Source organism: Pseudoflavonifractor sp. An176 (assembly GCF_002160435.1).
Lineage (GTDB): Bacteria > Bacillota > Clostridia > Oscillospirales > Oscillospiraceae > Enterenecus > Enterenecus faecium.
The window spans coordinates 1-26,055 of record NZ_NFKO01000028.1 but is presented as its reverse complement, the minus strand read 5'-3'; the positions used below and the strand labels follow the sequence as shown (position 1 = coordinate 26,055).

30 protein-coding genes and 1 tRNA gene are annotated in these 26,055 nt (G+C 51.0%); 17 read left to right on the top strand and 14 right to left on the bottom strand.

The window, feature by feature from the left end:
• Positions 1-468: 468 nt before the first annotated feature.
• Entirely contained in the window at positions 469-1,638 is a 1,170-nt protein-coding gene (gene trmB, locus B5F12_RS11895; RefSeq protein WP_158096797.1) for a tRNA (guanosine(46)-N7)-methyltransferase TrmB, read from the bottom strand.
• Between the two features lie 104 nt (positions 1,639-1,742).
• Here trmB and B5F12_RS09785 point away from each other — a divergent pair.
• The 3 genes from B5F12_RS09785 (at position 1,743) to B5F12_RS09775 (ending at position 2,927) form a co-directional block, all read left to right on the top strand.
• Positions 1,743-1,818 (top strand) — tRNA-Pro (locus tag B5F12_RS09785).
• Between the two features lie 109 nt (positions 1,819-1,927).
• On the top strand, positions 1,928-2,287 hold the full coding sequence (locus B5F12_RS09780; RefSeq protein ID WP_087233877.1) for a hypothetical protein: 360 nt from the start codon (positions 1,928-1,930) through the stop codon (positions 2,285-2,287).
• A 64-nt stretch (positions 2,288-2,351) separates the two neighbouring features.
• Positions 2,352-2,927, top strand: coding sequence for a GNAT family N-acetyltransferase (locus B5F12_RS09775; RefSeq protein ID WP_087233875.1), 576 nt, complete (start codon positions 2,352-2,354; stop codon positions 2,925-2,927).
• Positions 2,928-3,049: 122 nt separating this feature from the next.
• Here B5F12_RS09775 and B5F12_RS09770 read toward each other — a convergent pair whose 3' ends face one another.
• A complete protein-coding gene (locus B5F12_RS09770) occupies positions 3,050-4,165 on the bottom strand; it encodes a PD-(D/E)XK nuclease family protein (protein ID WP_158096796.1) in 1,116 nt (371 codons plus the stop codon).
• Positions 4,166-4,324: 159 nt separating this feature from the next.
• Between B5F12_RS09770 and B5F12_RS09765 the strand changes: the two genes are divergently transcribed.
• Positions 4,325-4,858, top strand: a complete 534-nt coding sequence (locus B5F12_RS09765) for a desulfoferrodoxin family protein (RefSeq protein ID WP_087233871.1) — start codon at positions 4,325-4,327, stop codon at positions 4,856-4,858.
• A gap of 74 nt (positions 4,859-4,932) precedes the next feature.
• Here the strand turns inward: B5F12_RS09765 and B5F12_RS09760 are convergent, their stop codons facing one another.
• A complete protein-coding gene (locus B5F12_RS09760; protein ID WP_087233869.1) occupies positions 4,933-5,154 on the bottom strand; it encodes a helix-turn-helix transcriptional regulator in 222 nt (73 codons plus the stop codon).
• 101 nt (positions 5,155-5,255) lie between these two features.
• On the opposite strand from B5F12_RS09760, the gene B5F12_RS09755 reads away from it, so the two are divergent.
• Together B5F12_RS09755 and B5F12_RS09750 are read left to right on the top strand one after the other, a co-directional pair.
• Entirely contained in the window at positions 5,256-5,507 is a 252-nt protein-coding gene (locus tag B5F12_RS09755; protein WP_087233868.1) for a hypothetical protein, read from the top strand.
• A gap of 131 nt (positions 5,508-5,638) precedes the next feature.
• Positions 5,639-6,808, top strand: a complete 1,170-nt coding sequence (locus B5F12_RS09750) for a Fic family protein (RefSeq protein WP_087233866.1) — start codon at positions 5,639-5,641, stop codon at positions 6,806-6,808.
• Between the two features lie 78 nt (positions 6,809-6,886).
• Here B5F12_RS09750 and B5F12_RS09745 read toward each other — a convergent pair whose 3' ends face one another.
• A complete protein-coding gene (locus B5F12_RS09745; RefSeq protein ID WP_087233864.1) occupies positions 6,887-7,336 on the bottom strand; it encodes a GNAT family N-acetyltransferase in 450 nt (149 codons plus the stop codon).
• A 146-nt stretch (positions 7,337-7,482) separates the two neighbouring features.
• Between B5F12_RS09745 and B5F12_RS09740 the strand changes: the two genes are divergently transcribed.
• The 10 genes from B5F12_RS09740 to B5F12_RS09695 all read left to right on the top strand — a co-directional run bounded on the left by B5F12_RS09740 (position 7,483) and on the right by B5F12_RS09695 (position 14,499).
• Positions 7,483-8,391: a YafY family protein gene (locus B5F12_RS09740; protein ID WP_087233861.1), complete on the top strand. Its 909-nt coding sequence runs from the start codon at positions 7,483-7,485 to the stop codon at positions 8,389-8,391.
• A 1-nt stretch (position 8,392) separates the two neighbouring features.
• Positions 8,393-9,034: a GyrI-like domain-containing protein gene (locus tag B5F12_RS09735; protein ID WP_087233858.1), complete on the top strand. Its 642-nt coding sequence runs from the start codon at positions 8,393-8,395 to the stop codon at positions 9,032-9,034.
• 7 nt (positions 9,035-9,041) lie between these two features.
• On the top strand, positions 9,042-9,296 hold the full coding sequence (locus tag B5F12_RS09730; RefSeq protein WP_087233855.1) for a hypothetical protein: 255 nt from the start codon (positions 9,042-9,044) through the stop codon (positions 9,294-9,296).
• A gap of 13 nt (positions 9,297-9,309) precedes the next feature.
• Positions 9,310-9,705, top strand: coding sequence for an SRPBCC family protein (locus B5F12_RS09725; RefSeq protein WP_087233853.1), 396 nt, complete (start codon positions 9,310-9,312; stop codon positions 9,703-9,705).
• A 72-nt stretch (positions 9,706-9,777) separates the two neighbouring features.
• Positions 9,778-10,287, top strand: a complete 510-nt coding sequence (locus B5F12_RS09720) for a helix-turn-helix transcriptional regulator (protein WP_087233850.1) — start codon at positions 9,778-9,780, stop codon at positions 10,285-10,287.
• Between the two features lie 126 nt (positions 10,288-10,413).
• Entirely contained in the window at positions 10,414-11,271 is an 858-nt protein-coding gene (locus B5F12_RS09715; protein ID WP_087233847.1) for an AraC family transcriptional regulator, read from the top strand.
• A gap of 18 nt (positions 11,272-11,289) precedes the next feature.
• A complete protein-coding gene (locus tag B5F12_RS09710) occupies positions 11,290-11,703 on the top strand; it encodes a DUF3788 domain-containing protein (RefSeq protein WP_087233844.1) in 414 nt (137 codons plus the stop codon).
• Positions 11,704-11,947: 244 nt separating this feature from the next.
• Positions 11,948-13,174 (top strand): DUF6076 domain-containing protein, encoded by a 1,227-nt coding sequence (locus tag B5F12_RS09705; protein WP_087233841.1) that lies wholly within the window; start codon positions 11,948-11,950, stop codon positions 13,172-13,174.
• Positions 13,175-13,434: 260 nt separating this feature from the next.
• Positions 13,435-13,950, top strand: coding sequence for a GNAT family N-acetyltransferase (locus B5F12_RS09700; protein WP_087233838.1), 516 nt, complete (start codon positions 13,435-13,437; stop codon positions 13,948-13,950).
• Positions 13,951-13,998: 48 nt separating this feature from the next.
• Complete coding sequence (locus tag B5F12_RS09695) at positions 13,999-14,499, top strand: hypothetical protein (RefSeq protein WP_087233835.1); 501 nt, start codon at positions 13,999-14,001, stop codon at positions 14,497-14,499.
• Between the two features lie 98 nt (positions 14,500-14,597).
• Here B5F12_RS09695 and B5F12_RS09690 read toward each other — a convergent pair whose 3' ends face one another.
• From B5F12_RS09690 to B5F12_RS09655, 8 genes are all read right to left on the bottom strand, one after another.
• On the bottom strand, positions 14,598-14,981 hold the full coding sequence (locus B5F12_RS09690; RefSeq protein WP_087233832.1) for a rhodanese-like domain-containing protein: 384 nt from the start codon (positions 14,979-14,981) through the stop codon (positions 14,598-14,600).
• A complete protein-coding gene (locus B5F12_RS09685; protein WP_087233830.1) occupies positions 14,978-15,511 on the bottom strand; it encodes a GDSL-type esterase/lipase family protein in 534 nt (177 codons plus the stop codon). The genes B5F12_RS09690 and B5F12_RS09685 overlap by 4 nt, the downstream gene beginning before the upstream one ends.
• Before the next feature lie 40 nt (positions 15,512-15,551).
• Positions 15,552-15,935, bottom strand: a complete 384-nt coding sequence (locus B5F12_RS09680) for a (deoxy)nucleoside triphosphate pyrophosphohydrolase (RefSeq protein WP_087233827.1) — start codon at positions 15,933-15,935, stop codon at positions 15,552-15,554.
• A 106-nt stretch (positions 15,936-16,041) separates the two neighbouring features.
• Positions 16,042-18,840 (bottom strand): DEAD/DEAH box helicase family protein, encoded by a 2,799-nt coding sequence (locus tag B5F12_RS09675; RefSeq protein ID WP_087233825.1) that lies wholly within the window; start codon positions 18,838-18,840, stop codon positions 16,042-16,044.
• Positions 18,840-21,362 carry a site-specific DNA-methyltransferase gene (locus B5F12_RS09670; protein ID WP_204221547.1) on the bottom strand — a complete coding sequence of 841 codons (2,523 nt, stop codon included), beginning with the start codon at positions 21,360-21,362 and terminating at the stop codon, positions 18,840-18,842. The genes B5F12_RS09675 and B5F12_RS09670 overlap by 1 nt, the downstream gene beginning before the upstream one ends.
• A 12-nt stretch (positions 21,363-21,374) precedes the next feature.
• On the bottom strand, positions 21,375-22,127 hold the full coding sequence (locus tag B5F12_RS09665) for a radical SAM protein (protein ID WP_087233823.1): 753 nt from the start codon (positions 22,125-22,127) through the stop codon (positions 21,375-21,377).
• An 11-nt stretch (positions 22,128-22,138) separates the two neighbouring features.
• Positions 22,139-22,990, bottom strand: a complete 852-nt coding sequence (gene tcmP, locus B5F12_RS09660; protein ID WP_087233820.1) for a three-Cys-motif partner protein TcmP — start codon at positions 22,988-22,990, stop codon at positions 22,139-22,141.
• Between the two features lie 89 nt (positions 22,991-23,079).
• Positions 23,080-23,256, bottom strand: coding sequence for a helix-turn-helix domain-containing protein (locus tag B5F12_RS09655; RefSeq protein ID WP_087233817.1), 177 nt, complete (start codon positions 23,254-23,256; stop codon positions 23,080-23,082).
• Between the two features lie 189 nt (positions 23,257-23,445).
• Here B5F12_RS09655 and B5F12_RS09650 point away from each other — a divergent pair, with 189 nt between their 5' ends.
• On the top strand, positions 23,446-24,135 hold the full coding sequence (locus B5F12_RS09650) for a hypothetical protein (RefSeq protein WP_143482370.1): 690 nt from the start codon (positions 23,446-23,448) through the stop codon (positions 24,133-24,135).
• A gap of 452 nt (positions 24,136-24,587) precedes the next feature.
• On the opposite strand, the gene trxB is transcribed toward B5F12_RS09650, so the two are convergent.
• On the bottom strand, positions 24,588-25,517 hold the full coding sequence (trxB, locus tag B5F12_RS09645) for a thioredoxin-disulfide reductase (protein ID WP_087233811.1): 930 nt from the start codon (positions 25,515-25,517) through the stop codon (positions 24,588-24,590).
• Positions 25,518-25,530: 13 nt separating this feature from the next.
• On the bottom strand, positions 25,531-25,854 hold the full coding sequence (trxA, locus tag B5F12_RS09640) for a thioredoxin (RefSeq protein WP_087233808.1): 324 nt from the start codon (positions 25,852-25,854) through the stop codon (positions 25,531-25,533).
• Positions 25,855-26,055 lie beyond the last annotated feature (201 nt).

Sequence of the window (26,055 nt, the reverse complement as noted above, 5' to 3'; positions counted from 1 at the left end):
CGGACGGGTGCGTTCTCCGGTAATATTTTTTGTGAGTTCAATGCAAATACCAGTTGACCGTGGCACTCATATACGGTACACTGATCTTGCTTGTTATAATTTGTCTGCACAAACAAATTGTAAAGCAAATGAAACGAGAGGCCAACCCCCAAAAAGGTTAGCCTCTCGTTTTGTTGTTCTGGCCTATTTTGCAACAGGCCCTTGTTTGCGTGTCGAAGCAATTCGACACGCTTCTCAAAAATGCCAGCATTTTTTCGAGGGGATGCAGCCCGCTGCATGCATAATCGGGTCAAAGGACGACCCGATTCCACACTGGCGGGCTGAGAAGTGTTTTTTCCGATGCGCATGTCCCCGGAAAAAACGGATTTCGATTTATTTTCCCGCCCCCGGGCGGGAAAACCCTGCCGAGGGCTTTTAGACCATGCAAGATGATTGTTCCTTCTTGCGTTGCTATGTGGGTTCTTGGCTTTATTCGTGTTCGGCCAGCTGTTCCATAATCCAAACGGCGCTGCCTCCCCGGACCTCGCCGTCCCGCAGGTCCTGGAAGCCCATGGCCAGCCAGAAGTCGTGGCCCTTGGTGTTGCCTTTCAGGCAGCCCAGGCGGATGCTGTCCATTCCGGCGTCGGCAGCTGCTCCGGGCAGGGCCTGGGCCACAGCCCGTCCCACGCCCTGGCGGTGCAGGCTGGCGTCCACCATAAAGAAGCCCACCCACAGGGTACGCTCCCGGGGATAGCCCTCCACCAGGTCCAAAATTCCCACCAGCTTGCCCTCCTGCCACAGGCCCAAATCATGCTTTTGCTCCTGGATGCACCGGGGCGGCAGGGTGGCCATATCCTCCCGGATGCTGTGGATGGTGGGCTGGCCCTGGTTCTGAATCTCATAATAGGCGGCGTTCCCCTCCATCAGGGCCAGAACGGCGGGCAGGTCCTCCTCCTCCCACCGACGAATCTCAAACTGGGGAAGGCGCTGGCTCAGGGCATCCACCACCGGCATATCAGGCAGGGCCACCTTGGTGCCCACACAGCGGTTGATGGGGGTGCCCAGGTTGTGGAACTTCTCCTCATAGTCGGTCATCACACCGCAAATGCCGTGCTCATGGAGATTGCGGGTGACCTGAGACAACTCAAACCCGGCCTTGGGGAACTGGAACAGGGACCACTCAAACAGGTCCCGGTTGTCCGACTTGAAGTGGATCTCGCCCCCGTCCCGCAGCACCTGGCGATACCCACGCAGGAAATTCTCGTGGGTGAGACGGCGGCGGGAGTGCTTCACGGAGGGCCAGGGATCACAGAAGTTGATGTACAGCAGATCCACCTCGTCGGGGGCGAAGTAATCGCTGAGGCAGGCGGCATCGCCGTCAATAAAAAAGACGTTGTGCAGCCCCTTCTCCCGGCACCGCTCCATGGCAATGACCATGGCGTCGGGCACCCGCTCCACCGCCACATACAGGTCCTGGGGGTTGGCCGCCGCTGTCTCGGCGGTGAATCGTCCCTTGCCGCAGCCCAGCTCCAGACGTACCCCCTGGGCCTGGGGCATCAGCTCCCGCCACTTGCCCCGCTGGGCAGCGGGATTTTTAATCCACAAATCGGCACAGTTCTCCATGCGCCGGTCCAAGTTCTTCTTTTTCCGCATTCTCATTGGCTTCACCTCGTACCATTCAAAGAAAGTCGAGAAAATCATATCATAAACTCTTGCCAAGGGCAAGGAAATCCGCTATAATATAAGCCCGTAAGCTGAAATATCCGGGTGTAGCGCAGTTGGTAGCGCGCCTGCTTTGGGAGCAGGATGTCGGGAGTTCGAGTCTCTCCACTCGGACCAAAAATCCGCCAAGATCTTATGATTTTGGCGGATTTTTTAACTTTACAGCATTATATGCTCAGAATAACTGCACAATAGGCAGAGATATGATATTCAGGAGGACGGGCGCATGAAATTTAAGGGCTTGCCTTACTATTGGGGCGCAATTGCGACCACGAAATGTATCCAAGCGATCCTGTTTATGTTTCTGCCGGGGAAAACCGGAGATAAGGTGAAGCTGGACGCCTGCACCGGATGGGTCAGGCATATGGGGCGCTTTTACGAAAACAGGACTTACACATTTACATTGGATGTCCAACTGGCCAAAGGCGAGGCGGAAGTCCTTCTGTTGGATCAGAAAAAGCAGCCGCTTTTGAAACTCAACAGGCAAAATCCCTCCCAGTCGATTCATCTGGATGGTGAAACCAGCCGATACTATCTGCACTGGAAGTTTCAGCACACTTCCGGAAAATGCGAATTGCACTGGTGAAAACATCGGCCTGTGGATACAGGTACCACCGTACCACAGTTTCATTTGATGGAGGTAGTAAAGTATGGTGATCGAGACAAAACGGCTGATTCTGCGCCCGTTTTTAGAGAGCGATGCAGCGGATGTCTATGAATATCTGAGAGCGCCTGCAGTCAACTGCTTCGCCAGCATGAAGTTACACTCTCTGGATGAGGCGCAGGCAGAAGTGAAAAAGCGCCTGGGCGAGACGGAGTACTACTTCGCCATTACCCTGAAGGACAGCGGCAAGGTCATTGGGGAGATCGACGCCTACCCGGAGGCGGGCGAGCCCCACGCAGACCAGGACGCCCCACGGGACACCTTCAGCCCCTGCTGGATGCTCAACGAGGCCTACCAGGGCAAGGGCTACGCCTTTGAGGCGGCATACGCTTTCTTTGACTACCTCTTCTCCCAAAAGAATGCAAGGCGCATTTACGCCTACACAGAGGACTACAACCTTTCCAGCCAGCATCTGTGTGAAAAACTGGGCATGCGTCAGGAGGGCGTGTTCCTGGAATTCATCTCCTTCGTGAACCATCCCGACGGCACCCCCAAATACGAAAACACCATGCAGTACGCCATTCTGAAAAAGGAGTGGGACCGGCGGCGGTGGAATCAATAACATAGGGTACAAAATACCTTCCATTGAAAATCCGTTATTTTCAATGGAAGGTATTTTCTGTCTATCACCACTGCTGTAAACCACCACGGATTGATGATACAGCAAGTCCACAGTCCCCCTCTTCAGCAGACCACTGCCCCAGATAGATCTATCTCATCAAGATATTCTCCTAATTCAATAGAATCATAGTTCAAAATCTGAAGGTTTGCTTTTTTTAGTGCATACGTTTTTTTCAAGCCATTCGGACATAGATATCTCCAATAGTAGTCGTTATCACCACTCCAACATCCCCGATTCTCAGTTTTAATACGTTCAGCTACTATGTACAAATTGGTGTCCACACAAATCCAAGCAACTGTTTTCCCCTGTTTTTTCACAACAAATATACTGTGACCGTCCTTTACTCTTCTGTCATCGTCTACCAACTCGTATTCGGAGGTATCAAACCGCAATGCGTGTCGCAAGTACGCTCTTCTAATATTCTCCCACAGTTGCTCATTTTCATTTGCACTTAGGATGGCAACTACGGCCTTTATCGCATCATTTGATAGAAATCCATCGTCTTTCCCCAGTTTCAGAATGTCAATCAGCTCATTGAAAATACGGTTTTCTTTATACATGCTTTTAATCACCTCTCTAAACTCTTCTAATGTCGTACGGATTCGCTGATTTTCCACCACCCCCAACACTTCGTCGAGCCATGCTGCGATATCATCTCGGAATGACAGTATCTGAATCTGATCCAGCGACAGCCCATTGCAGCTATATGGAGATGGCTCTCGTCCATCGGGAGTTAAATAACAAATTTTATCTATATGACTTTGATTCTCTTTTTCAAAGTGGAAATAATAATCACGCAACTGATTCTTTTGGTCTCCCGCCCAAATTTTCACCTCAATAGGGAGGACAAAGTTCTTAACATATATGACTAGATCAATTCTGCGATTTTCATCAATCACTTCCTCCAAAACAACTCTAGCAGATCGAAGTTCCTCACTGGAAAATGCCCTGTCATATCCTATTTGCCTGAGGAAAATGGCCAACGGCTTTTCACCTAAACAATGCCTACCGCTCGGATCCAGCAAATCTCCCAACAAGCGACAAATCAGCACCTCTTTGTCCTGAATCTTCAGAATCTCGAAGATATTATATGACTGATTTTCCGTTTCCACTGACTTTGCAACATCGATTGCATCACAAATAGCACTAAACAACTTCTGGTAAAAAATTTTCTCCATAAATATTTCACACATCCCATCTCTGATACACTCAAAATTTGTCTAATTCAGCCCCTGTTTCCGTTTATTTCTATTATATCTCTATCCAACTTCTACGCCAAGATTTTTATCAGCAGGGCTTCTCTGCAAAGCTCATATCTCACGCACGAGCAGAAAAAGATGACTCAAGCAGAGCTTGCAAATAAAATTGACGTTAACAGCAAGACCATTTTCAAATCGGAAACTGCCAAAGGACTGCCGGACATCTCACTCATCGAGCCTCTCTCCTCCGCCCCGGGTGTCTCCGTCATGGAGCTGATGAAAGGCGATGCCGTCATCAACCAAAATACGTCCGCCAATCTGCTCCGCTCCAAACTGTATGTCTGCCCCATCTGCGGCAACGTCATTCACTCCATGGGAGATACCGTCATCAGCTGCTGCGGTGTGTCCCTTCCGGCTTTGGAGGCTGAACCGCTGGATGAACACCATGAAATCCAGATCGAACAGGCGGAAGACGAGCAGTTCATCACCGTCCATCACCCCATGACCAAATCCCACTACATATCCTTTTTGGCCTACGTGACATCCAACAAGTTTCAGATGGTGAAGCTGTACCCGGAGGGCAATGCTGAATGCAGATTCCGCTTCCAGGGCAGAGGATACCTCTACTGCTACTGCAATCACCACGGCTTGATGATGCAGCAGGTGCGATAACCGGAGCGTCCCCTACTCTTGACACAAGAAAACCGCCTGGACAGGCGGTTTTCTTGCATATTCTTTCAGATGCTTCATTTTGTATCGTATGGCTTGCTGTTGTTGGTTCGTCCCAGAATATAATCGGTAGACACCTTGTAGTAGTCCGCCAATTTCAGAAGATGAATCACAGGAATGGTCTGAAATCCACGCTCGTAGCGGGAATACACCGTCTGGGTGATCCCTAAAATTTCTGCTACATCCTCCTGCCGTAGGTCCCTGTCCTCCCGCAAATCTCTCAGTCGTTGAAATAACATACCGCCCACCGCCTTTAGTACTAATTGATACTATTGACGATACCGCAAATTTTCATTACAATGTTATTTGTAGAACTTATAAGTACTAAGGCGGTGGTTGCATGGAACTGTATCAGGAAATCCTTTGTCATGTGTTGGCAAACGAAAAAATCCAGGTCTCCTTTCCGGAACTCACAAATACAGATGTAACAAAGATTGTGGAGTTGGAATGCTACAAGGCCCTGGCTAAAATCAAGGCCATCCTGGAGGATGACACATTGGCAGACAGCGAATGCTTTCAGCAAATTGAAGAGATCGTCTGCACCTTTGAGGAGCTGGGTTCCGGCGGCGGCAGCCGGCATGATTTTGGATGACGACGAGTAGCCGCCCGCTGAATCTCAACAGATGATCCAGCGGCACAATGCTTGTATAGACGCTTGCAACGATGGAGATCCTTTGTTATACTGATACTAATTGATACTATGTCATATCAGAGGTGAACACAATGGATGCCGGACTGTTTGCCAAGATGCTCTCCGACAAAAGCATCATCGACCTGAAAAAACTTGGCTACAAATACCCTCAGGCTGATCTGAAGGAATTTGTGGCACTGCTTGACATCGGTTTTTATAAGCCTCTGCCGCTAAAGGATTTCAATGGAAAGAATCTGGTCTATCTGGATTCTGTTGCCCAGGTTCAGCTGTCGGCGGCCAAGGTGCTGCTGACACCCCAGAGCAGCAGCCAGGTCTATGGCAGAAAGGCCATGGAGGACGAAATTCTCTCCACCTTCTCCATCGAGCAGATCGACACCTCCCGGGACAGCGTCCGCAGGATTTTGTCCGGCTACGCCCCCGTAAGCGAGAGTGAGAACCGCATCTACGGCATGAAGAAAGGCCTGGAGTTTATCAGCGATCCTCAGCATACGATCAGCGAGGAGAGCATCCACCAGCTCTATGAGCTTACCATTGGAGCATTTTTACCGGAGGATGATCAGCTCCTGCCCGGCCATAAATACCGCCATGACAGCGTGTATATCGTGGGTGACAAAGTGGAGCACATCGGCCTCCCCTGGCAGATGCTACCGGAGTATATGGGGAATCTGGTGGAGTTTATCCATCAGGAATCTGCCATGAACGACCTGCTGAAAGCGGCGCTCATCCACTTCTACATCGCCTACCTGCATCCCTGGTTTGACGGCAACGGCAGAATGGCCCGACTGATACACCTGTGGTATCTGGTGCAGCAGCGGTATTCCTCCGCCCTGTTTGTCCCGCTGTCTGAGTATGTGGAGAAGAGCCGTCGGGGTTACTACAACGCCTACACGTTGGCAGAGCAGAATGCGAAGATCAGCGGGGTCATGGATGTGACGCCTTTCCTGACCTATTTCATTGAACATGTGTACCACAAGCTGGCCTCGGCTTTGCCCGATCCCAACACCACAGAAACCTTCCAGAACGCTTTGTCCCGGGGCGATGTTACGGAAAAGGAACAAGCCCTGTGGCAGTTTGTCCTCACCGCTTATGGGGAGAGCCAGTTCTCCACCAAGCAGTTGGAGAAGGACTTTGGCAATGCGGCCTATGCGACCATCCGCAACTTTGTACTCAAGTTTGAGAAACTTGGGTTGCTGCGCTCTGCAAAATACGGCAATCGCATCAAGTATCAAATTGCAAAATAAGCCGAAGAAGCGCCTTCCGAAACCTGCAGATTCCGGAAGGCGCTATTCTTTGATTATAGCTTGTTAAAACTGATACGCCTACAGGCTCAGCTCCCTTTGCAGGTACACCATGTCTACCAGCTGCACCCCACACTCGTAGATGGGGTGGTCGTAGTGGTCAGTAAAAAAGTTCTTGACCAGATGGTGCCTACGAAAGCCGCAGGATTCATAAAATGGGATGGTGGACGGACTGTCTCCGGTGCCAACCTGCAGCACCGTATACTGCTCCTTGTAAGTACGGACAAGGAAGTCCACCATGTTCTTTCCGTAGCCCCTGCCCTGAAAGGCAGGCTCCACGGCGAGGTTTTTCAGCTCCAGGATGCCGTCTCCCTCGTCCGTCACCACACATTCGGCCTTGACGCCGTCGTCCTCCAACACATACATGGTTCCCCGCTCCAGATAGCGGTCGATCATGTTCTCCTGCTCGTCGGCCAGCAGCAGCAAATCCAAGTATCTCTTTTTGTCGGTTTCCACTTTTCTGATTTTCATGGCATGATCCATCCTCTGCCTGACGGTCTTAGTGGGACTATGATACCATACGATATGAGCCGCTGCAATTCTTTGAGAAACATGACACACAGTTGTCGTGTTCTTGTGCTATAATGCAGTCAGAATCAGGAAAGGCGGTGGTTCCCATGAAAATGGAGCGGCTTATCGGTATCCTGTCCATCCTACTCCAGCGGGAGAAGGTCACCGCCCCGGAGCTGGCGGAGCAGTTCGAGGTGTCCCGCCGGACCATCCAGCGTGACATCGAGTCCCTGTGCCGGGCAGGCATCCCCATCGCTACTACTCAGGGTTCTGGGGGCGGCATCTCCATCATGGAGGGCTACCGGGTGGACCGCACGGTACTCACTGCCCCGGAAATGCAGGCCATTCTGGCGGGACTGCGGAGTTTGGACAGCGTCAGTGGCACCCGGCGTTACGCCCAGCTGATGGAAAAGCTGTCCGCCGGGACAGGTGGACTGGTTCCCGGTGGAGCACATATGCTCATTGACCTGGCTTCCTGGTACAAGACCAGTCTGCCGCCCAAAATCGAGCGAATCCAAGGGGCCATGGAGCAGCACCGCACCATCCGTTTCACCTACTTCTCTCCCAAAGAGGAATCGGTGCGCATCGTGGAGCCCTATTATCTGGTGTTCCATTGGTCCACCTGGTATGTGTGGGGCTGGTGCCAAATGCGGGAGGATTTCCGCCTGTTTAAGCTCAACCGTATGACGGAGCTTACCAGCGGTGAAGCCTTTGCTCCTCGCTGCGCCCCCCTGCCCAACCTGGAACCAGAACAGGTCTTTCCGGTAAAATACCAGGTCACCGTTCTCTTTGAGCCATCCTGCCGCTGGCGGCTGGTGGAGGAATACGGGGCGGACTGTTTCATCGTGGAACCGGACGGACAGCTGCGCTTCACCGGCGGGTTTCCCGATGGGGACAGCGTGCTCACCTGGGTTTTGACCTTCGGAGACAAGGCGGAGCTGCTGGAGCCGGCAGAATTACGTGAGCAACTGAGCATTTTGACCCAAACGCTGGCCGATCGTTACAGGAGGAATTGACATGGCCTTTGACTACAAGAAAGAGTACAAGGAATTTTATCTGCCCTCCAGGACGCCGAGCATCGTCACGGTACCTGCCATGAACTTTCTGGCCGTGCGGGGGCAGGGCGATCCAAATGAGGAGGACAGTACCTACAAACAGGCCCTGGAATTACTCTATACCTTGGCCTATACCATCAAAATGAGTAAGATGGGCAAGCACCAGCTGGTGGGTTACTTCGACTATGTGGTGCCGCCCCTGGAGGGCCTATGGTGGCAAGAGGGCGTCCAGGGGGTGGACTACACCCGCAAGGCGGATTTTCGGTGGATCTCCCTCATCCGCCTGCCGGACTTTGTAACGGAAGAAGGCTTTGATTGGGCTGTCTGGGAGGCCGAAGAGAAAAAGCAGCGAGACTTCTCCAAGGTGGAGTTCTTCTCCTGGGAGGAAGGGCTGTGCGTCCAGTGTATGCACCTGGGCCCCTATGACGACGAGCCCGCCACTGTGGCGGCCATGGAGGCGTACGCCACGGAACAGGGCTATGCGTTGGATTTCAGTCAGGGCCGGTTCCACCATGAGATCTATTTGAGTGATGTACGGCGGTGCAAGCCGGAAAAGCTGAAAACCGTCATCCGGCAGCCGGTGAAATGTGTGTCATGGAGTTGAGGCAGCTATGGATATACAAGAACAGAGGGGAGCACAGGTCCGCCGCTGGTTTTCCATGTGGCTGGACAAGCAGGACACAGGCATTGAGGAGCTCTTTGCCCCCGACGCCGTCTACATCGAGAGCTGGGGTCCGGAGTACCACGGCAGCGGAAAAATTAAACTGTGGTTTGACGAGTGGAACACCTGTAACGAGAACCGCTATGACCCCTACGCCCAAGGGGACACCCCGGTGTTCCGGAGAGAGCAGGCATTGTGGTTTTGAAAGGAGCATTGGTATGGCAACTTCCAGGGTGACAGAATATTTTCCCTTCCCAGTGGAGAGGGTGTGGCAGGTGGTGACCGACCTTTCCCGCACCGCCTGGCGCAGCGATTTGGCCCAGGTGGAAATCTTGAGCGAAATCCATTTCGTGGAGCACACCAAAAGCGGCTACGCCACAGACTTTACCGTCGCGGCCTGCCAGCCCCTATGCCGATGGGCCTTCACCATGGAAAACGGCAATATGTCCGGCTCCTGGGAGGGGATCTTTGAGGTGGCAGAGGGCGGCACCCGGCTCCATTGCACCGAGACGGTCAACGCCAAGCACTGGTGGATGCGCCCCTTTGTCCCCAGCTATCTAAAGCGTCAGCAGAAGCTGTATCTGGACGATTTGCGGCGGGAACTACTGAAATAAGCCGTGTTACTCTGCGTTGCTTGCGGCAACGGGCCGTTTTCCCTACAATGGGGCCGAAAGGAGTGAGCCCACATGCTCAATGAAAACATCAAAGCCATCCGGAAATCTAAGGGGCTTTCCCAGCAGGAGCTGGCGGTCAAGGTGAATGTAGTGCGGCAGACCATCTCAAAATGGGAGCAGGGATTGTCCGTCCCGGACTCCGATCTGCTCATTGCCCTGTCGGAGGCCCTGGAGACACCCGTGAGCACGCTGCTGGGAGAGACGGTGGTGGAGGCGAAGGCGGACGAGGTCAAGGCCCTCTCGGAAAAGTTGGAGATCATCAATTTGCAGTTTGCCCGGAGAAAGGCACACAGAAGAGCTGCGCTGCACTGGTCGCTGATTATAGTATGTGGAATCATTGTGGCATTGTTTGCGGTCTTGCTGGTGGTCAGCAGTCCCTACCTGGGCTGGGATTACAGTGCCCCGGAAACTGCCGTCATGGGCGTGGCCATCCACGTCTTTGAATGGGGCTTTGTCCGTCTGGCGCCCTTCGCCCTGATTGTGGCACTGGTCGGCGTTTTCTTGACGAGGAAAAAAGCATAAGGTTTTTCCGGAAGATCGGTCCTAAGAGCTGTGCTGTGACAACGCCGCCGGACAAATATGAGCACGGAAAATCGGGCAAAGTCCGTTCCTTTCCGATATGCTGAATCCAGAAGGACGGTGTGACCAATGGATTGGGTAACAAGCATTCATCAGGCGATCCAGTATATCGAGGAACATCTCCGGGAGGATCTGACCATCCGGGAGATCGCACATCAGGCGGCCTTGTCCCCCTTCTACTTTCAGAAGGGATTTGCTATGTTGTGCGGCATGACGGTGGGCGACTACATCCGCCAGCGCAGGCTCTCCGCCGCCGGGCTGGAGATCCTCACGACGGACCAGAAAATCATCGACATCGCGCTGGAGTTCGGCTATGACTCGCCGGACAGCTTCACCAAAGCCTTTGCCCGATTCCATGGCCTCACACCTGCCGCACTGCGAAAAAGCGGAGGCGCGGTCCGTTCCTTTGCTCCGCTTCGGATCAAAGTGACATTGGAAGGTGGTCAAAACATGGATTGTAAGATTATGAAAAAAGAGTCGTTTACGGTGCTCTGCCGGGCAAAGACCTTCAAGTATGAGGATGCCGTGGTCCAGGTTCCCCAGTTCTGGGCGGAGCACTTCGGTACAGGAGGCGGCAAGGCAGTGTGCGGCATGTACGGCATCAACTTAGATGAGAGTATGGGCGGAAATGAATTTGAATATCTCATCGCCGACAACTACGATCCCGCCAAGGAGATCCCGGACGGCTTCACCACCCGCACCATTCCGGCTCATACTTGGGCGGTATTCCCCTGCACTGGTCAGATGCCTCAGGCGCTTCAGGGACTAAACCAGAAGATCTTTTCCCAGTGGCTGCCCATGAACCCTGACTACAAGATCGCTGCGGGTATCAATGTGGAGCTGTACAGCGACGCCAGCAAGTTTGAGGATGGAACCCAGGATCGGGACTACTACTGCGAGGTCTGGATCCCGGTGGAAAAGAAGTAAATCGAGGAGGCGGCTGTCATGCCTGAGATCGCGCCAAGCACGGAGCAGATGACAACTTTAGTGGGGAAACCCTTATATGAAATCTGGACGCAACTATGCGCCCTGATTGACGAGAAATATGACATGGAGCGCCTGTGGGGCAGCGGTGGGAAGGCATGGACCTATGAGTACAAATACCGCCGGGGCGGCAAAACCCTGTGCGCGCTCTATGCCAGAGAAAACTGCATCGGGTTTATGGTCATCTTGGGCAAGGATGAGCGCTTGAAATTCGAGAACGACAAAGAGCATTACGTTCCGGAAGTTCAAAACATTTATGATGAAACGCCAACTTACCACGATGGAAAATGGCTGATGTTTGAGCCAGTGGACACTTCATTGTTTGAGGATTTCATTCGGTTGCTGGCCATTAAACGAAAACCGAACAGGAAATAGGAGCAGGCCCCCGGTGAAAAAAAACCGGGGGCCTGCTTCATTCTTAACCTACACGGCGTTTGCTTCCCCTTGGTACGCTCCCCTGTTTTCCCTAACAGTGTCATGGCGATACTTCCCCGGTGAGTATCATCTCTGATGATGGGTATTTCATTTTCAAGGTGCGGTTGCCCTTTGGGCTGAGTTCAGTGTAAAATAAAAAAAGAGCAGTTTACATCAGGAAGTGATCTTGAGAGGAGGCGGACCGATGGCAGATGCAATTCCCCTATTGCTGCTGAAGGCAGAAGATAAAAATCTTTGGTCTGTGATCCTGCACTACGCAGACGGCAGGACAACCACACTTCCTTGCGCAACTCCCGCTGAGCATCTCATAGCTGCTTCCGAGATTGACTACCGCTCCTACCGCCGGGAGATTCAAAAGCTGCGGGAGCAGCACCCCTTCCTTGAAACACGTTTTGAGGTATCCCTGGAGGACTTTGAAGACTTTGTTGCCGAGGCGCTTCTGCTGCCCAGTATGCTCCAGGAGATTGATCCGGTGGGGTACTTTGTTTTGGGGCAACTCCTGGACCAATCCCTGCGGCAAGAGGATGACGGCAGTGCATCATTCCTCCTCCGGGCTGCAGAGCAGCTGCTTCAGATTTTGGAGGAGCCTGTTCGGGCCCAGGTGTACTTACGCAATGTACTGGAGATTGCCTGTGATGGTATGGAGCGAGCCACGCAGCAGGAACGATTCCAGAAGCTGATTGGAACCTATCCGGAACTGCAGTCCCTATGTGATCCTGCCCTGCTTCCGGATGGGCCGAGCAAAGGGCAGGTCTATGCCGTCAATTCTCTCTTTGCTCTGCTGGGGCTGGAGCTTGCCCTGTACTTTCGGCAGGACAAGCAGCGCATTGCCCGTTGTGACTACTGCTGGCTCTACTTCATTCCCAAAACCAGAAAGGAAACCCACTACTGCGACCGGGAGACAGACGGTTTCCCCTGCAAGCAGAGAGGTTCCCGCTTCAAGCGCAACCTGGATGCAGAGCAGGACGAGGCTTTGCTGGCCTGCAAACGGCTGCGGGACCGGATGTACGCCCGCATGCTGCGCTACACCATAGCCCTTCCCGAAAACCGGCAGGACCTGATTTGCGTGGACTACATGGAATATGATGCCTGGAGCGAGAACGCCCGTCTGGCTCGAATGGAATATCTGGACGGAACGTTGACTAGGGAGGAATTTCTCCGGAAGATCGACACCATGCATGATCTGGAAGACTACACTGTGGATGAAGTGCAGGCTCCACCAGCGAATACCCCCTGGCAACGGATGGTGGCCGGGGACATCGGCTTTGACCCAGAGATTCACTATCCGGAAGCAGTCATGCAGTTGGATCTGGGGACGGACGATCCCCAATGGCAGATCTGCTCGGCAGATGATCTACGGCGGCGGGATCAGGAGGGACACCAGAGTCTACGGGAGAAATACGGGAAATAATAACATAAGCCGAGGGGCGCTTCTGGACGAAGCACCCCTCGGCTGTATTCTTTGTTTATAGCGATGTATCCTTTGCATGACAGCTTGGAATTGGTGTGTTACAATATCATCAAATCAAGGGCACAGGAAACGGCTATGACCGCTTTCGCTCATGCTCTCCATGACTGCAAGCGCACCCTAGGCGAAGATACCGCAGCTGGTGAAGCGAATGCCTTGATGAAAGAAGCAACGGTGAAAAGCTGAACTTGACGGAGGACATTATGAAGATAAATGATATTGAAACTTCAAGGCTTGTATTAAGAGGATTTACAAAGGACGATGCCTTGTGGGCATATAGTATCTGGAACAATCCAGAAATGGGGCAATATTTACCAGATGAAGCAAAAGAAGAAATAGATGATGAACATTTGAAGATGTTAGAAGGCTTAGGCGAGGATGAGGAATGCTGTTACTTGATTCCTGTTTTTAAGGATTCCTTAGAGCGGGTAGGGACGTGCAGTTTCATAATAAGTGATGACAAGAAAGTATACGACATTGCCTATTGCGTACATAAGAATTTTTGGTGTCAAGGCTACGCAACTGAAATCGCTCAGGGAATGATAGATTATGCTCGTCGTCAAGGAGCCGAGAAAGTAACCATTTATGTGAATCAGGGAAATGCCGCTTCCAATCGTGTTGCCCAGAAATGTGGCGGAAAAATTGTCAGCGAGAGCTCATACAAGAAAAAGGGAACAGATAAAATCATGAAAGATTATAAATACGAAATTGTATTGTAATTCAAATCGATCTCAATTAATATTTCCCTCATAAGGATGTGAATGGATATGTTTATATTTTTCAAAAAGAGAAATCATCAGCAAGAAATACCGAGGCGGGATAAAATTGCCGAAACTATTTCTTCTTTCTTTTGGATGAAGATCGATGAGATACAAAAAGAATCCAACCTCTCCTCTGGTCCCTTTCAAGATATTTGCCTTTGGACGTTGTTTTATTACTCCACTGCCAATGAACTCGAAAGGCATTTGCTTAAAAACGATGTACTCCAAGCCAATATTTCAAGCCTAAAAGAAATGATGGGCAATACTTTTGAAACAATAGGCGGCGCAAAATTTTTCCAGGAATTAGTGTCAGTTTTTTTGTCTGATTTTGAAACTTCAGGATGTTCCACTTCGTCTATTGATGATATTCAACGCCTTTGCATGATTGCATTTCAGTCAGCATATCCAGACTCGATTTATGATGCAATTGTCCAATTCAACTTATTTTCAGGAGTAACTTCTTCTGTAGCCTTTGTATGTGAGCTTCTTGCAGCACCGAAACCATAATCACTAAGTATAGGCCTGTTGCAAAACTGAATTTTGCAACAGGCCCCTCTATGTTTAGGCGATATAAATTTTGTGTTGCTTGCGGGCTTTCGTTGCAGTTATGGCTCTATCTCATAGGGCCAGGTGTTAATGCCGCCAAACTCATAGATATTGGTGTAGCCCAGTCCGGCCAGCGTGGAGGATGCGGTCTTGCTGCGGTTTCCACTGCGGCAGTAGACCAGCACAGTAGAATCCTTTTCAGGAATCACGGCGGCGGCAGTTTTCTCATCTATGCTTCCCACCGGCAGCAGGACAGCTCCAGGAATGTGGCCGCTGTCGTACTCACTCTGTTCCCGCACGTCCAGGACAATCACTTCCTGGGTGTCCATCATCTCTTTGGCAGCTTCCTGGGTGATCTGCTCATAGGAGCCGTCTGTGGCATTCCCACCACATCCGGTCAACAGCAAAAGTAGAGAGGAGAGTAAAATTGCAATTCGTTTCATTTGAGTTCCTCCAGAAGTCCGGCAGCAAAGGCTTTGTGGCCCTGCTCCGTGAAGTGTACGCCGTCGTAGGCCAAGGAGATGTCCCACCTTCCGGCATCGGCAAAGCGGATGCCAAGCTGCTCTGCCAGGGCTTGACAGAGCCGGGCAAAGGTATGGGAACCCTCAATAAGTTGCTGGCTGGGCACCCACTCACCCAAGGTCATTGGCGGTGGTGCAATGAGGAGTATCTTGCTTTTCTTCAGACGGATGCCAGATAGAAACCTCTCCAGCTTCTTGGCGGCCTGCTCTGGGCTTTTCCCCTGGAGCAGGTCATTGGTCCCCAGCATGACAATCAGCAGGTCAGTGCCGTCCGGGAAAGCAGGAGCGGCGGAAGGAATCTCCCGCCCGTTCTGTCCCATGTTGCAGATGGTCCAGTCAGTTTCCGCAGCCAGAATGTCCACCCACCGGCAGTCCGGATCATAGCGCCCGTCGAAATAGCCTCGAGGGTCGTAGCCGTAGGTATTGGAATCGCCGAAGCAGATGATGTTCATATTGTGCTGGTCCTTTCTCCTGGTGGCAACTGGACTTGCATCACCTGGCTGTTTTCAGTCTCTCCAGAATCTCCACATCCGCCGGACAGAACTCGTACTGGTCAATCTCATCCGCTGTGATCCACCGGATGTCGTTATGCTCCATCTTCTGTGGCGCTCCCCTCTGGATGGTGGCATGGAACAGAGTTAGGTGGACTGTCAAATCGGGGTATTCGTGAACCACGTCCATAAACACTTCCCCCACATCCAGAGTGATAACCAACTCCTCCTGGCATTCACGAATGAGTGCCTGTTCTTTGGTCTCCCCTGGCTCCACCTTTCCACCAACGAACTCCCACAGCAGCCCTCTGGCTTTGTGGGCTGGACGCTGGCAGATCATAAACTTGTTCTTGTCCCAAATCAGGGCTGCTACTACTTCGGTCATTTCTCGCTCCTGCTGTATTAAAAACTGATAATTAGACATTTACATCTGGGAACTACACCCCACTGGTTATACAGTTTGTCATACCGTTTGACAAGTGGAGTGCAGTTCAATGTGATGCTCCCAGACCGTTTGTTTGTCTTACAATAATGCCATCCACATCGGCCACATTATACGACACATCATTGCACCACTCACCAAATTCTCCGCATTGGTTTACGGCGGTGACCCATTCAGTGAGTGCCTTGCGCTTTTCTTTGTCTCGGCGGGTTTCCTGTCCTTTTGTTTCCAGGATCAGAGTTTTTCCGTTGTCCAGTTTGATTAGGAAATCGGGCGTGTATTTTCGGACTACGCCGTCGAATACATACAAGATCTCAAAGCCCAGATGATCATTTTTAACCCAGGCGGTGACATGAGGATTTTTCTCCAGCACATAGCTCTCCGTTGCCTCCCAGGCACTGTCAACCACACAGTGGCTGATTTGTGAGTGCTGTGTGATAAAGCAGGGTTTGCTGGTGAACCAAGTGGGCATATCGTTAGTAGAGCGGACTCTCTTGTTCTGATCAAAAATCGGAACGATCCGTTCTGTCTGTTCCAGTTTAATAAATCCCCAGAGGTGCTGCACAATCTTATTCATGTTCATCATGTAGATAATCCGTTGCCTTACCGGGTCAGTGTTATATAACGGGGGATTAATGATGATAGCGCCTGATTTCAGGTATTCCTCCACTAGACGGATTACCTGGCCAAGTAAAGCATACTTGGTGCCCTCACTCTTCCAAGACGATTTCATCAAATCATAGACCTGTCCAGATGTCTCGAAAACGATGCGCTGCATACGAAGCTCTGCATCCAGTTTCTGTAGGTCAATCTCCGTGCATTTGGTTAGGTCAGTCTTGCCATCGATAATTGGGGCAAGGTCGGCACGCAAACGGGTATCCGCCGCTTCCAATGTCAGCGGTTCAATCTTATTCAGATCAACGGAAAGTTTAGGCTTAAACTCTCGATCAATCCGGACAATGTTTGGCCAACTGATCTCATAATTCATTCTGTCCCGCAGTGCTTCCACCTGCGTTTTGGGCGGTGTAGTCGGTGCAGTGCCGGTTTCATCCGACTCATGCGGGAGGAATGTGAACGGTATCCCAAAAATATTCACATACTCTGCTGTGAACATATCACTGCCCTCTGCCAAGTCATAAGAAGTGCGACGCAGTCCACGGCCAACTACCTGTTCGCAGAGAAGCTGGCTGGAAAAGGCACGAAGGCCGAGAATGTGGGTGACTGTTTTTGCGTCCCAGCCTTCTGAAAGCATACCCACAGAGATCACATTACGGATCTGTTCGCCCCGTTTTCCCCGTTGTCCAACAGTATCTACGGTTTCCCGCAAGATGGCTGCGGCCTCTGCTTTGCTTAATTTTCGCACACCGCCATCTTCGTTAGTGTCACTGAGTTCGGGAGCAGCGGTTCCTTCTGCCTCATCCATGGTTTTGGAGTCAATATGCACCGTCAGTTCTGGTACACACAGTTCCGGTACAGGAATTCGCTGATGGTCAAAAGCATACTTGATACGGGCCGCCGTCTCAGTGCGGTTTGCCACTGTGATCATCACCGGCGGAACAACAGCGCCAGCCTCCTGCCATGCCTGATACAGAACCTGCCAATCCTTTCCCAGCAGGTAATATGCCTGGGTCAACAAATCTGGGAGTGGCTCCTCCGGCGGGGCCGGACGGTTGATATCATCACGCACCGTGTCATCTGCATAGATGTGATACAGTTTTGAGCGAAAACTCTCCGCATCCGGTGTTCCATCGTCCCGCACCACAACACGAGGGGTCTTGACCAGACCGGACTCAATTCCGTCATTCAGTCCGAAGTCGCTGACGATCCATCCGAACAGTGCTTCCTCATCGTTGCGTTTCCCGGAAGGGGCAAATGGGGTGGCCGAAAAATCATAGCAGGTCAAAATATTTCGGGTTTTATGGATGCGATCCAAGCCACTAATCCAGATCGTGGCCTCCTGCTCTGCCACTTTTTGCTCCTTCGTCAGCTTTCCCTTGTTTTCTGGGTTTTTGCGCCATGCGTGGTGGGCTTCATCGTTGATGACCAGGATGTTCTGGGCATTGGCCATCTCCCCCAACACTTCACGGGTGTAGGCCTCATCACTTTTAGCCCCCCGTTTATCCACACTTCTGCGCTTTTTGATGGTCTCCTCGCTGTCCCACGCCAGCGCCTGCCAGTTGGTGATTAACACCTTACCTTGGCGCAATTTATCCATCAGGCCGATGGGGACTACATTAAACTGGGTATAGTAGTTGTCCTCGCCACCTGTTTGCAGTACCTGCAAACGGCTTTTGACAGTTAACCCTGGAGCTACAATGAATACATTTTTAGAGAAACGCTTGTCCTGGGGATAAGTGGCCTTATTGCAGACCATCCAAGCAATTAGCATGGCCATCACCGTAGTCTTTCCGCCGCCGGTACACAATTTGGTACAGATGCGTCGGAACAGTCCACCGTCACCAGGAATCTCGATGCCGACTTTTTCTGCATCAGGTGCTTCTGTGAGCCAAATGATGGTCTCAATGGCGTCCATCTGGCAGAAAAAGAACTGATACTGACGAGCATCCTTTTCGTTCCAATGATCCAACAGCTTTTTGGTCACACCCGTCACGCCGGGATACCCTGCCTGCCGCCATGCCTTCACTCTGGGTCGAATCTTATTGACCAGAGGCAGTTCGATAAACTGTCCAATGTCGTTGTACTGGTTGGATCCCTGACCAGCAATGAAATAACCGGCAGGCCGCCGTCCCGGCTCCTGCACAAATGTCTGTCCGTTCAGGTCATATTTCCAGTGATGCTCCGGCTCCCGAAAGGCAGAGTTAATAATGAGTTGGTCAATTCCGGCCATTATTCATCACCCACTCTCATGACTTTCAGGCTCTCTATTCCCCGGTCATCGATGATTTTCACAGCGATCTGGGAATTGGGCTGTACCGTAAACCAGAGGGACTCATTGCCTGCATATTTTTCAATCAGGTCGGGGGCAATCTCGGCTTTCAGCGTCTTGGCCAGCTTGTTCCAGCCGTCCTTCTTGCCACCCATGGGGAAGAACACCTGTGTAGGCTGCAGGCACATCCCGTCGTAGTCCGTATCCAGCATCCACATGGAGATACGGGAGGTGCTGCCGGACTCCACTGTACCCTTTTTCACATCGTAGTAGTCGAACCCGTTGACCTTGACCTTGTAGCGGGTCTTGCTGCGCTTGTCCGGGATTAGCTCCACATCCGGCTGGCCCACCAGCCAGAAGGACTGGTCGGAGGACCGTTTTTTCTTCAGATCATCGGTCATCAGGTCGGTGTTCATTTGCGCTTTCAAAATGGTAAGCCCCGGCCAGTTCAACTCGTCAATATCCTTGGCTGCCTCGGGGTCGAACTGGAAAGCGGCAAAGATAATCATTTTAGGAGCCGGACGCAGGGTTTCCACCTCATCCAGGGCCATGGATACCATACGGGAGTCCATGGGCTTCGTCTCTCCGGCGAAACAGATCACCGCACGACGGGGCACGTCCTCCTTGGTTTCTGCTTCTGCCTGCAGGAACTTGGTACCGGACAGAGGTTCCACACGGCTGAACTCCAATCGGCTGCCGCCCCGGCCCATGATTCCAGTGGCCAGCAGCTGATCCCGCCAGCTGGTCTGCTTGGCGGTGGAGTCCTCGTCCCAGTCGCTTACATCGTCCAGGGGCTTCACCACGGGTGCAGGCAGAGCTTCCACAGTGAAGGGGCCGGTGATACGGATCTTGCCCTTGTCGATCTCTGGCTGATCGTACAGAGTTTCCGTTGCGGGCGGCTCGTTGTTGGCAATAGAACCAAGTGTGATATGAGGCGCAGTTTTATATATAAATCCGCTACTCACGCCTTGCTCTGTGTGAGCCAACTTGTAGTAGTCAAAGGTAGCTGTCATCAAACGCTGCTTTGCCAAAGTGATGGCCACACGAGAGGTATCACAGGTAATCCAACGGCGGCCCCACTGTTCTGCTACATACGCAGTAGTGCCGCTGCCGCAAGTGATATCCAGGACAAGGTCGCCGGGATCGGTGGTCATAAGCATACAGCGTTGGATAACTTTTTCTGATGTTTGAACTACATATTTTTTGTCTGTAGCTCCTTGTGTATCGTTCCAGATATTAGTTAAGGCTGTCACAGGAAAATCGTCATAATATAGCACATATTCGGGGCTATCCCCAAGTTTAATCAGTCGTTTTTTATCTATCAATGTTTGAATGCCATCTCTATTTGTCTTCCAGCTTCTTCCTCGACTTGGAGAACAAATTTCACCATTAAATTCAAAATCAAATACACAAGAGTCTGTACGACCAGAGGAATGCAAATCAAGCGTTCTAAACACCCTGGCTCCTTTGGGCAAACATGATGGATCGTCTTTTTCTTCCCGAGTCATTCTCCTTCTTTCTCCGTTTGGAAGTTCTACACAAGTATACTGACTTCCAGCACCAATTTCTTTGTCAATGAATAGCGTGTGAAATTTTGTTAATTTTTGATTTTTTGCATACCAAATAATATAATCATTGGTAGATGCGAGATATGTACGACCCAGGGCCATCTTTTTTGTCTTAAAAGAAATCTGGGCAATATAGTTTTGAAAACCAAATACTTCATCGCATAATAATCTGACCAAATGAACATTCGCTTCACTTATTTGAATAAAAACGCTTCCTGTTTCTGATAATAATTCCCTTGTTAAAAGTAATCTGTTTCGCAAATAGCTAAGATAGGAGTGTATTCCCCATTCCCAAGTATCACGAAAGGCCTTGATCATCTCCGGTTCTTGAGATAAATCATCATCTTTGTCCTTTACCATGTTCTGATTCACAAAGGGCTGGAAATTGGAACCGTACTTGATGCCGTAGGGGGGATCGATGTACACCATCTGCACCTGCCCGGCCATACCCTCCTTCTCCAGCAGGGAGTTCATGATCACCAGGCTGTCCCCAGCAATCATCCGGTTTGTCCAGTTGACACCGTGCTGGTAGAACTCGATGGACTCCCGGCGGCGGCGCATCCGCTCCGCAGCGGTCTCTGCTTCAAAGAAGCCCAGCTGCCCTTTTAATTGCCCGGCCTCTGCGTCGGAATACTCCTTGGTCACTCGGGCAACGATATTCAGCGGCTTGATAGACTCATGAATGTGGATGGAGGATGTAGGTACATCAAAACTCATGCCCTCTGCTTTACCTGCCCACTGGAGCGTGGGATCCAGATGGGGGTCAAACTGGTAGGTCTTGAGTTTCTCCTCCGCCTTATCATGCTGGGCCATACCCACCGGCGGGTTGTTGGTGCGCTTCTTGTCGTCGTGTGTATAGTTTTCGATGTCACGCATTTTATCTGCGTCTGTCAGTTGTTTTCTCGGACGTGCCATATAGCTGTCCTCCTATTCTGTTATTGTGCCTGTTTTGATATGATAGTCGATCTGATTGTCTTTACAAAATTGAATAACCTGCTCTGCGCATTGATTATAGAATTCCTTGTGCTGCTTATACTCAGAGACAACTTTGTTGTAGTTAAGCCTGCCAAAAATGATTCGATCCGCAAAAGATACTGCGTCCAGGATATTGCTTAGGCTTTGCTTGATGATATTGGGCGTGGGATAGGGTTCTACGCTGACCCATGTTTTGCAGCCCTTTTCGCTTAGCGCCTTCAATGCGTCAATCCTGTCATGTATTGGTGCTGCGCCTGGTTCATATCGCCGGATGAAGTCGTCATCTAAGGACACAACCGTGATCCCGTATTCATTTTGCAAGGGCAACTCAGCCAGTTCAATAGGAAGGATTCCTTTTGTGAGAACAGAACAGCGGACACTATGTGCATTCGCTCTTTGGAGTACCTGCATACTCAACTGGCAAATATCTTCGTGCCCATACATAAAAGGATCGGTTGTGAAGCATAGATGAAGTAAGCTGATTTTATCCTTGAATCGGGGGAGTTCTTTTGCTAAAAGCTGCATGGTGTTCTCCACGATCTGCGGATGAATCCATTCCTCATAACTTTTTACTTTACCAAAGCGTTTGGCCATCATGTATGCATAGCAGGGGTATTTGCAGCCGTGGGAACACCCTTGAATATGATTTAGGGTGTAATCGCCATATTCTACCTCTGTTTTATAAATTAAAGATTTCCGTATCATATTATCATTCCTCAGCCCATGTGCTGATCTTTCAAAATATAGTTTGCCACTTTAAGTGCCAGCCCAATTGCTTTTGGGGTCTTGTTGGAAACAGCAAAGCAGAACAAGAATAAAGGACTATTTTTTCGATTGAACAATACCCTTGAGTTGTTTGATACTTTAGCAAAAACACTGCCAAGTCGTTCTTCTATATATTCCTTTAATGCTTCTGTGCTGACCTCTTTTACTACCTCAGTTGTACCAAACAAGTTCATCTGAGGATCAGCGTGATAAAAACGATTTTTCCAGCTGTCATCGCCAAAAATAGAATTAAGCTTTGTTATCCATGTAGAATCCATTTCGCCGCTCCGTGTCATCATACGGTTGGCAGCATGAAAGGGAAAGAGATACCATACATCTATCGCCCCTGTTGCTGCAATTGCTTGTAAAGTTTCCCATTTTATATCCGCAGCATATGGGTCAATAAACAAAACTGCTCGCACATTTCTCCAGTTCACTTTTTTACATATATCTAAAAGCACACTATTACAATCGCCTTTTTCAATCTTTACTCTTTTTTTCTTCTCCGGAAAATCGTGTTCTACCATCTCCTTGAGTTCTTTTGCAAATGATTTCTTCTTTTCTATAAAAATGTACTCTGCAAATTCGCCTTTGGATTGTAGAGCAAGTCTCGCAGAGCCATCTATTTCTTCATACTCCTCTTGGTCCCCAATTAATATTTTACCGGTTCCAGCAAATGCATCAATATACATGAGTTGAAATGGCAAATTTTTCAGGGCAGTAGTATAAAAATCTAAATAGTTAGAGAGTATATTCAGTTTCTCAATCGTCCATGGCCCTCCAAAACTTTGTTTGGTACTCATTTCCTACTTGCACCTCCTTTTTCTACACCATTATATCATTGTCACCACAGATGATATCATATGTTGAGATAATTAAACACCCTTTACTTTTATAGGGAAGTCTTTTCATATCTTGGATCCACCGGCTTTTTCGCATCCGGAGGCAACAGCCAAGTCTTTCCCGCTTTGACTGTTCCCGGAATTCTGCCCTGAGCACAGAGGAGAGCCACTCGGCGTGGAGAGATTCCCCACAACTCTGCAGCTTGTTTCGTTGTTAAGAACTCCATACAGCATCCCTCTACATTCCAAATTTCTACCAAATATTATATTCTGTTATCTGAATATAGACAAGATGATTTTTCATATGTCAGAATAAGAAAATATTTGTCCCATAATCGGGACCATTCTCATTGCAACACCCTTGATATGTAAGGTCATAACCGATACAATGACAGTGTGAGAAAGGGGGCTTGTGTATGGCAACAGTCCGATGTCCGCACTGCGGCAGTCCTGTCATGGTGCGGGGAAACCGTTGGGAGTGTGGCTGGTGCGGGGATTTTGGAAGTACTTCCTCTCTGTTCCCATCCGAACGAGCCAAGCTGGTTCCCGAGAAAAGCACACCAGAAATTACTTTGAGTTTTACCGTCTCTGTGGAGGACACTACGCCTCCGCCACGCCATTTTACCCGCACAGAACTGGTGGATATGGTGCGCCGCTGGGACTTCTCCGAAAACGAATGGGCCTGCCGGGATCTGCTGATTGCCGACTTCCCCGATGCTGTCCGGCGCTGGACTGCGGAGGAACTGGAGGATATGGACACCCAGGAGCTCCTATATGAAACCGGTGACAGTGACCCCCAGACCGCAGTTCAGATGATGAAGTTGCTGTTGGACACCGCAGAAAGTCACCTTCAGGAACCAGAGGTGGCCCAGCAACTATTGGGATGGGATATGTGCGATCTGTGCCGAAATCAGTTTGTCCAAGCTCCCCTTTTGAAACAACTTAAACACGATGACCGTCTGGCACGGCAACTATTTCAGAGCGCCTATGTAGGGGATGCTCAGGAAGATTTGTTGGATGCGTGTGACTGGTTTGGGGAAGCAGAGCTGAAAACTCATTTGCAAGAGCTTTTGGAGGAGAACCCACTTTTTGAAGGATTTGACTAAATGGAACAACCCGGCCTGTGTCAATCACGGGCCAGGTCTTCCTGCTTTTTGCGATGTTTTCTTATCTTTGATTAGGCGTGCTAAAAACTGATACGCCTGAGGGGCAGAAATGACTTGCATTCAGGCTTCGCCAGAGGTACAATACCCCAAACCTGAACATGAAAAAGAGCCCTTCTGGACAGGCAGCGGCAGCGGATACCGCGCCTGGTCAAGAAGGGCTCTTTGACCACATGTTTGACCACAGACAGCGTCGGAGCACTCGGAAACAGTGGAATTAAGAGCAACAAAGAGTGATGAGAATGTATTGAAAATGGTTAAAGCCATTAGAAACAACCAGAAAAAATTTAGTTTAACCGTTTGGGAGCAGTATGTCGGGAGTTCGAGTCTCTCCACTCGGACCACAAGGGAGCAAGGTAATCCTTGCTCCCTTGTTTTTTGCAGAAAACACACGTTTAGTTGGTGGCGGCCAAATATTCCTCGGCCATGTGCACGGCTACTGCGCCGTCTGCCACTGCCGTCACCACCTGGCGCAGCAGCTTGGTGCGCACATCGCCCACGGCAAACACCCCAGGGAGGTTGGTGGCGGTGGTCTCATCCGCCACCACATAGCCCCCGCGGTCCAGCTCCAGCTGTCCCTGCACCAATTCGGTGGCGGGCTTTCTGCCCACGCTGATAAATACCCCGTCGCAGGGCACCGTGGTCTCCGCCCCGGTGTTCACGTCCCGGAGCCGCACGCCGGTGACCTTGTCCTCGTGCAGCAGCTCCTCCACCGTGCTGTTCCACCGAAACTCCACGTTTTCCGCCTCCATCAGAGGCTGGTGGTACACCTTGGTGGCCCGCAGGGTGTCTCTCCGGTGCACCAAAATCACCTTCCGGGCCACTCGACTGAGGAGAAGGGTGTCCTCGGCGGCGGAATTGCCGCCGCCCACCACAACCACCGTCTTATCCCGGTACCGCATGCCATCACAGGCAGCGCAGTAGGCCACGCCTTTCCCTACCAGAGCGGCCTCCTGGTCCAGGCCCAGCTCCCGGGGATTGGCCCCGGTGGCCAGAACCACGGTTCTGGCGTAGAAGGTCCCCTCGCTGGTCTCCAGCTCCTTGGGTGCCCCTGTGAGATTCATACGCAAAACCTGGGCGTACTCCGTCTTGGCTCCGAACCGCTCCGCCTGACGCTGCATATTCTCCGCCAGGGTAAAGCCGTCCACCCCGTGCTCAAAGCCGGGATAGTTGTCAATGTCCTGGGTCAGAGCCATCTGGCCCCCGGCGGACAGCTTTTCCAGCACCAGGGTATCCAGTCCAGCTCTGGCCCCGTACAGGGCGGCGGTGTAACCGGCCGGCCCGCCGCCCACGATGATCATATCATAGATGTGGTGTTCACCCATGACCGTCCCCTCCTTACTGCTCCAACGCCTGGCGGATGAACTGGTCGATCATGGCCTTGGACTCGGGAGCCACAATGGAGGAGATGGCCTCCCCGTTTCGGTACAGCACCAGGGTGGGAATCACCTCAATCTGCTGCTCCTGAGCCAGCTGGGCCTCCTCGTCGATGTTCACCTTAGCCACCACCAGCTTCTGGCCATACTCTTCTGCAATCTTTTCAAATGCAGGGCCAATCCGGCGGCAGTAGCCGCACCAGGGTGCCCAAAAATCCACCAGCACGGGCTGATCGCCCTGGGTCAGTTGTTGAAATTGTTCCTTATTTATATTGATCGCCGCCATGTGGGTCAGCTCCTTTCCTTTGTCTGAGGTTAGTATACCCAAACTGTGAGATTTCTTCTGTGACCACATCACCAAACACGGCCCATCCTTGGAATCGAGTAGGAGGCTACCCATTAGTTGAGTAGCCGTCCTCTCACACCACCGTGCATACCGTTCGGTACACGGCGGTTCAATCGCATAAGTGCTGTTTACGAATTTGCT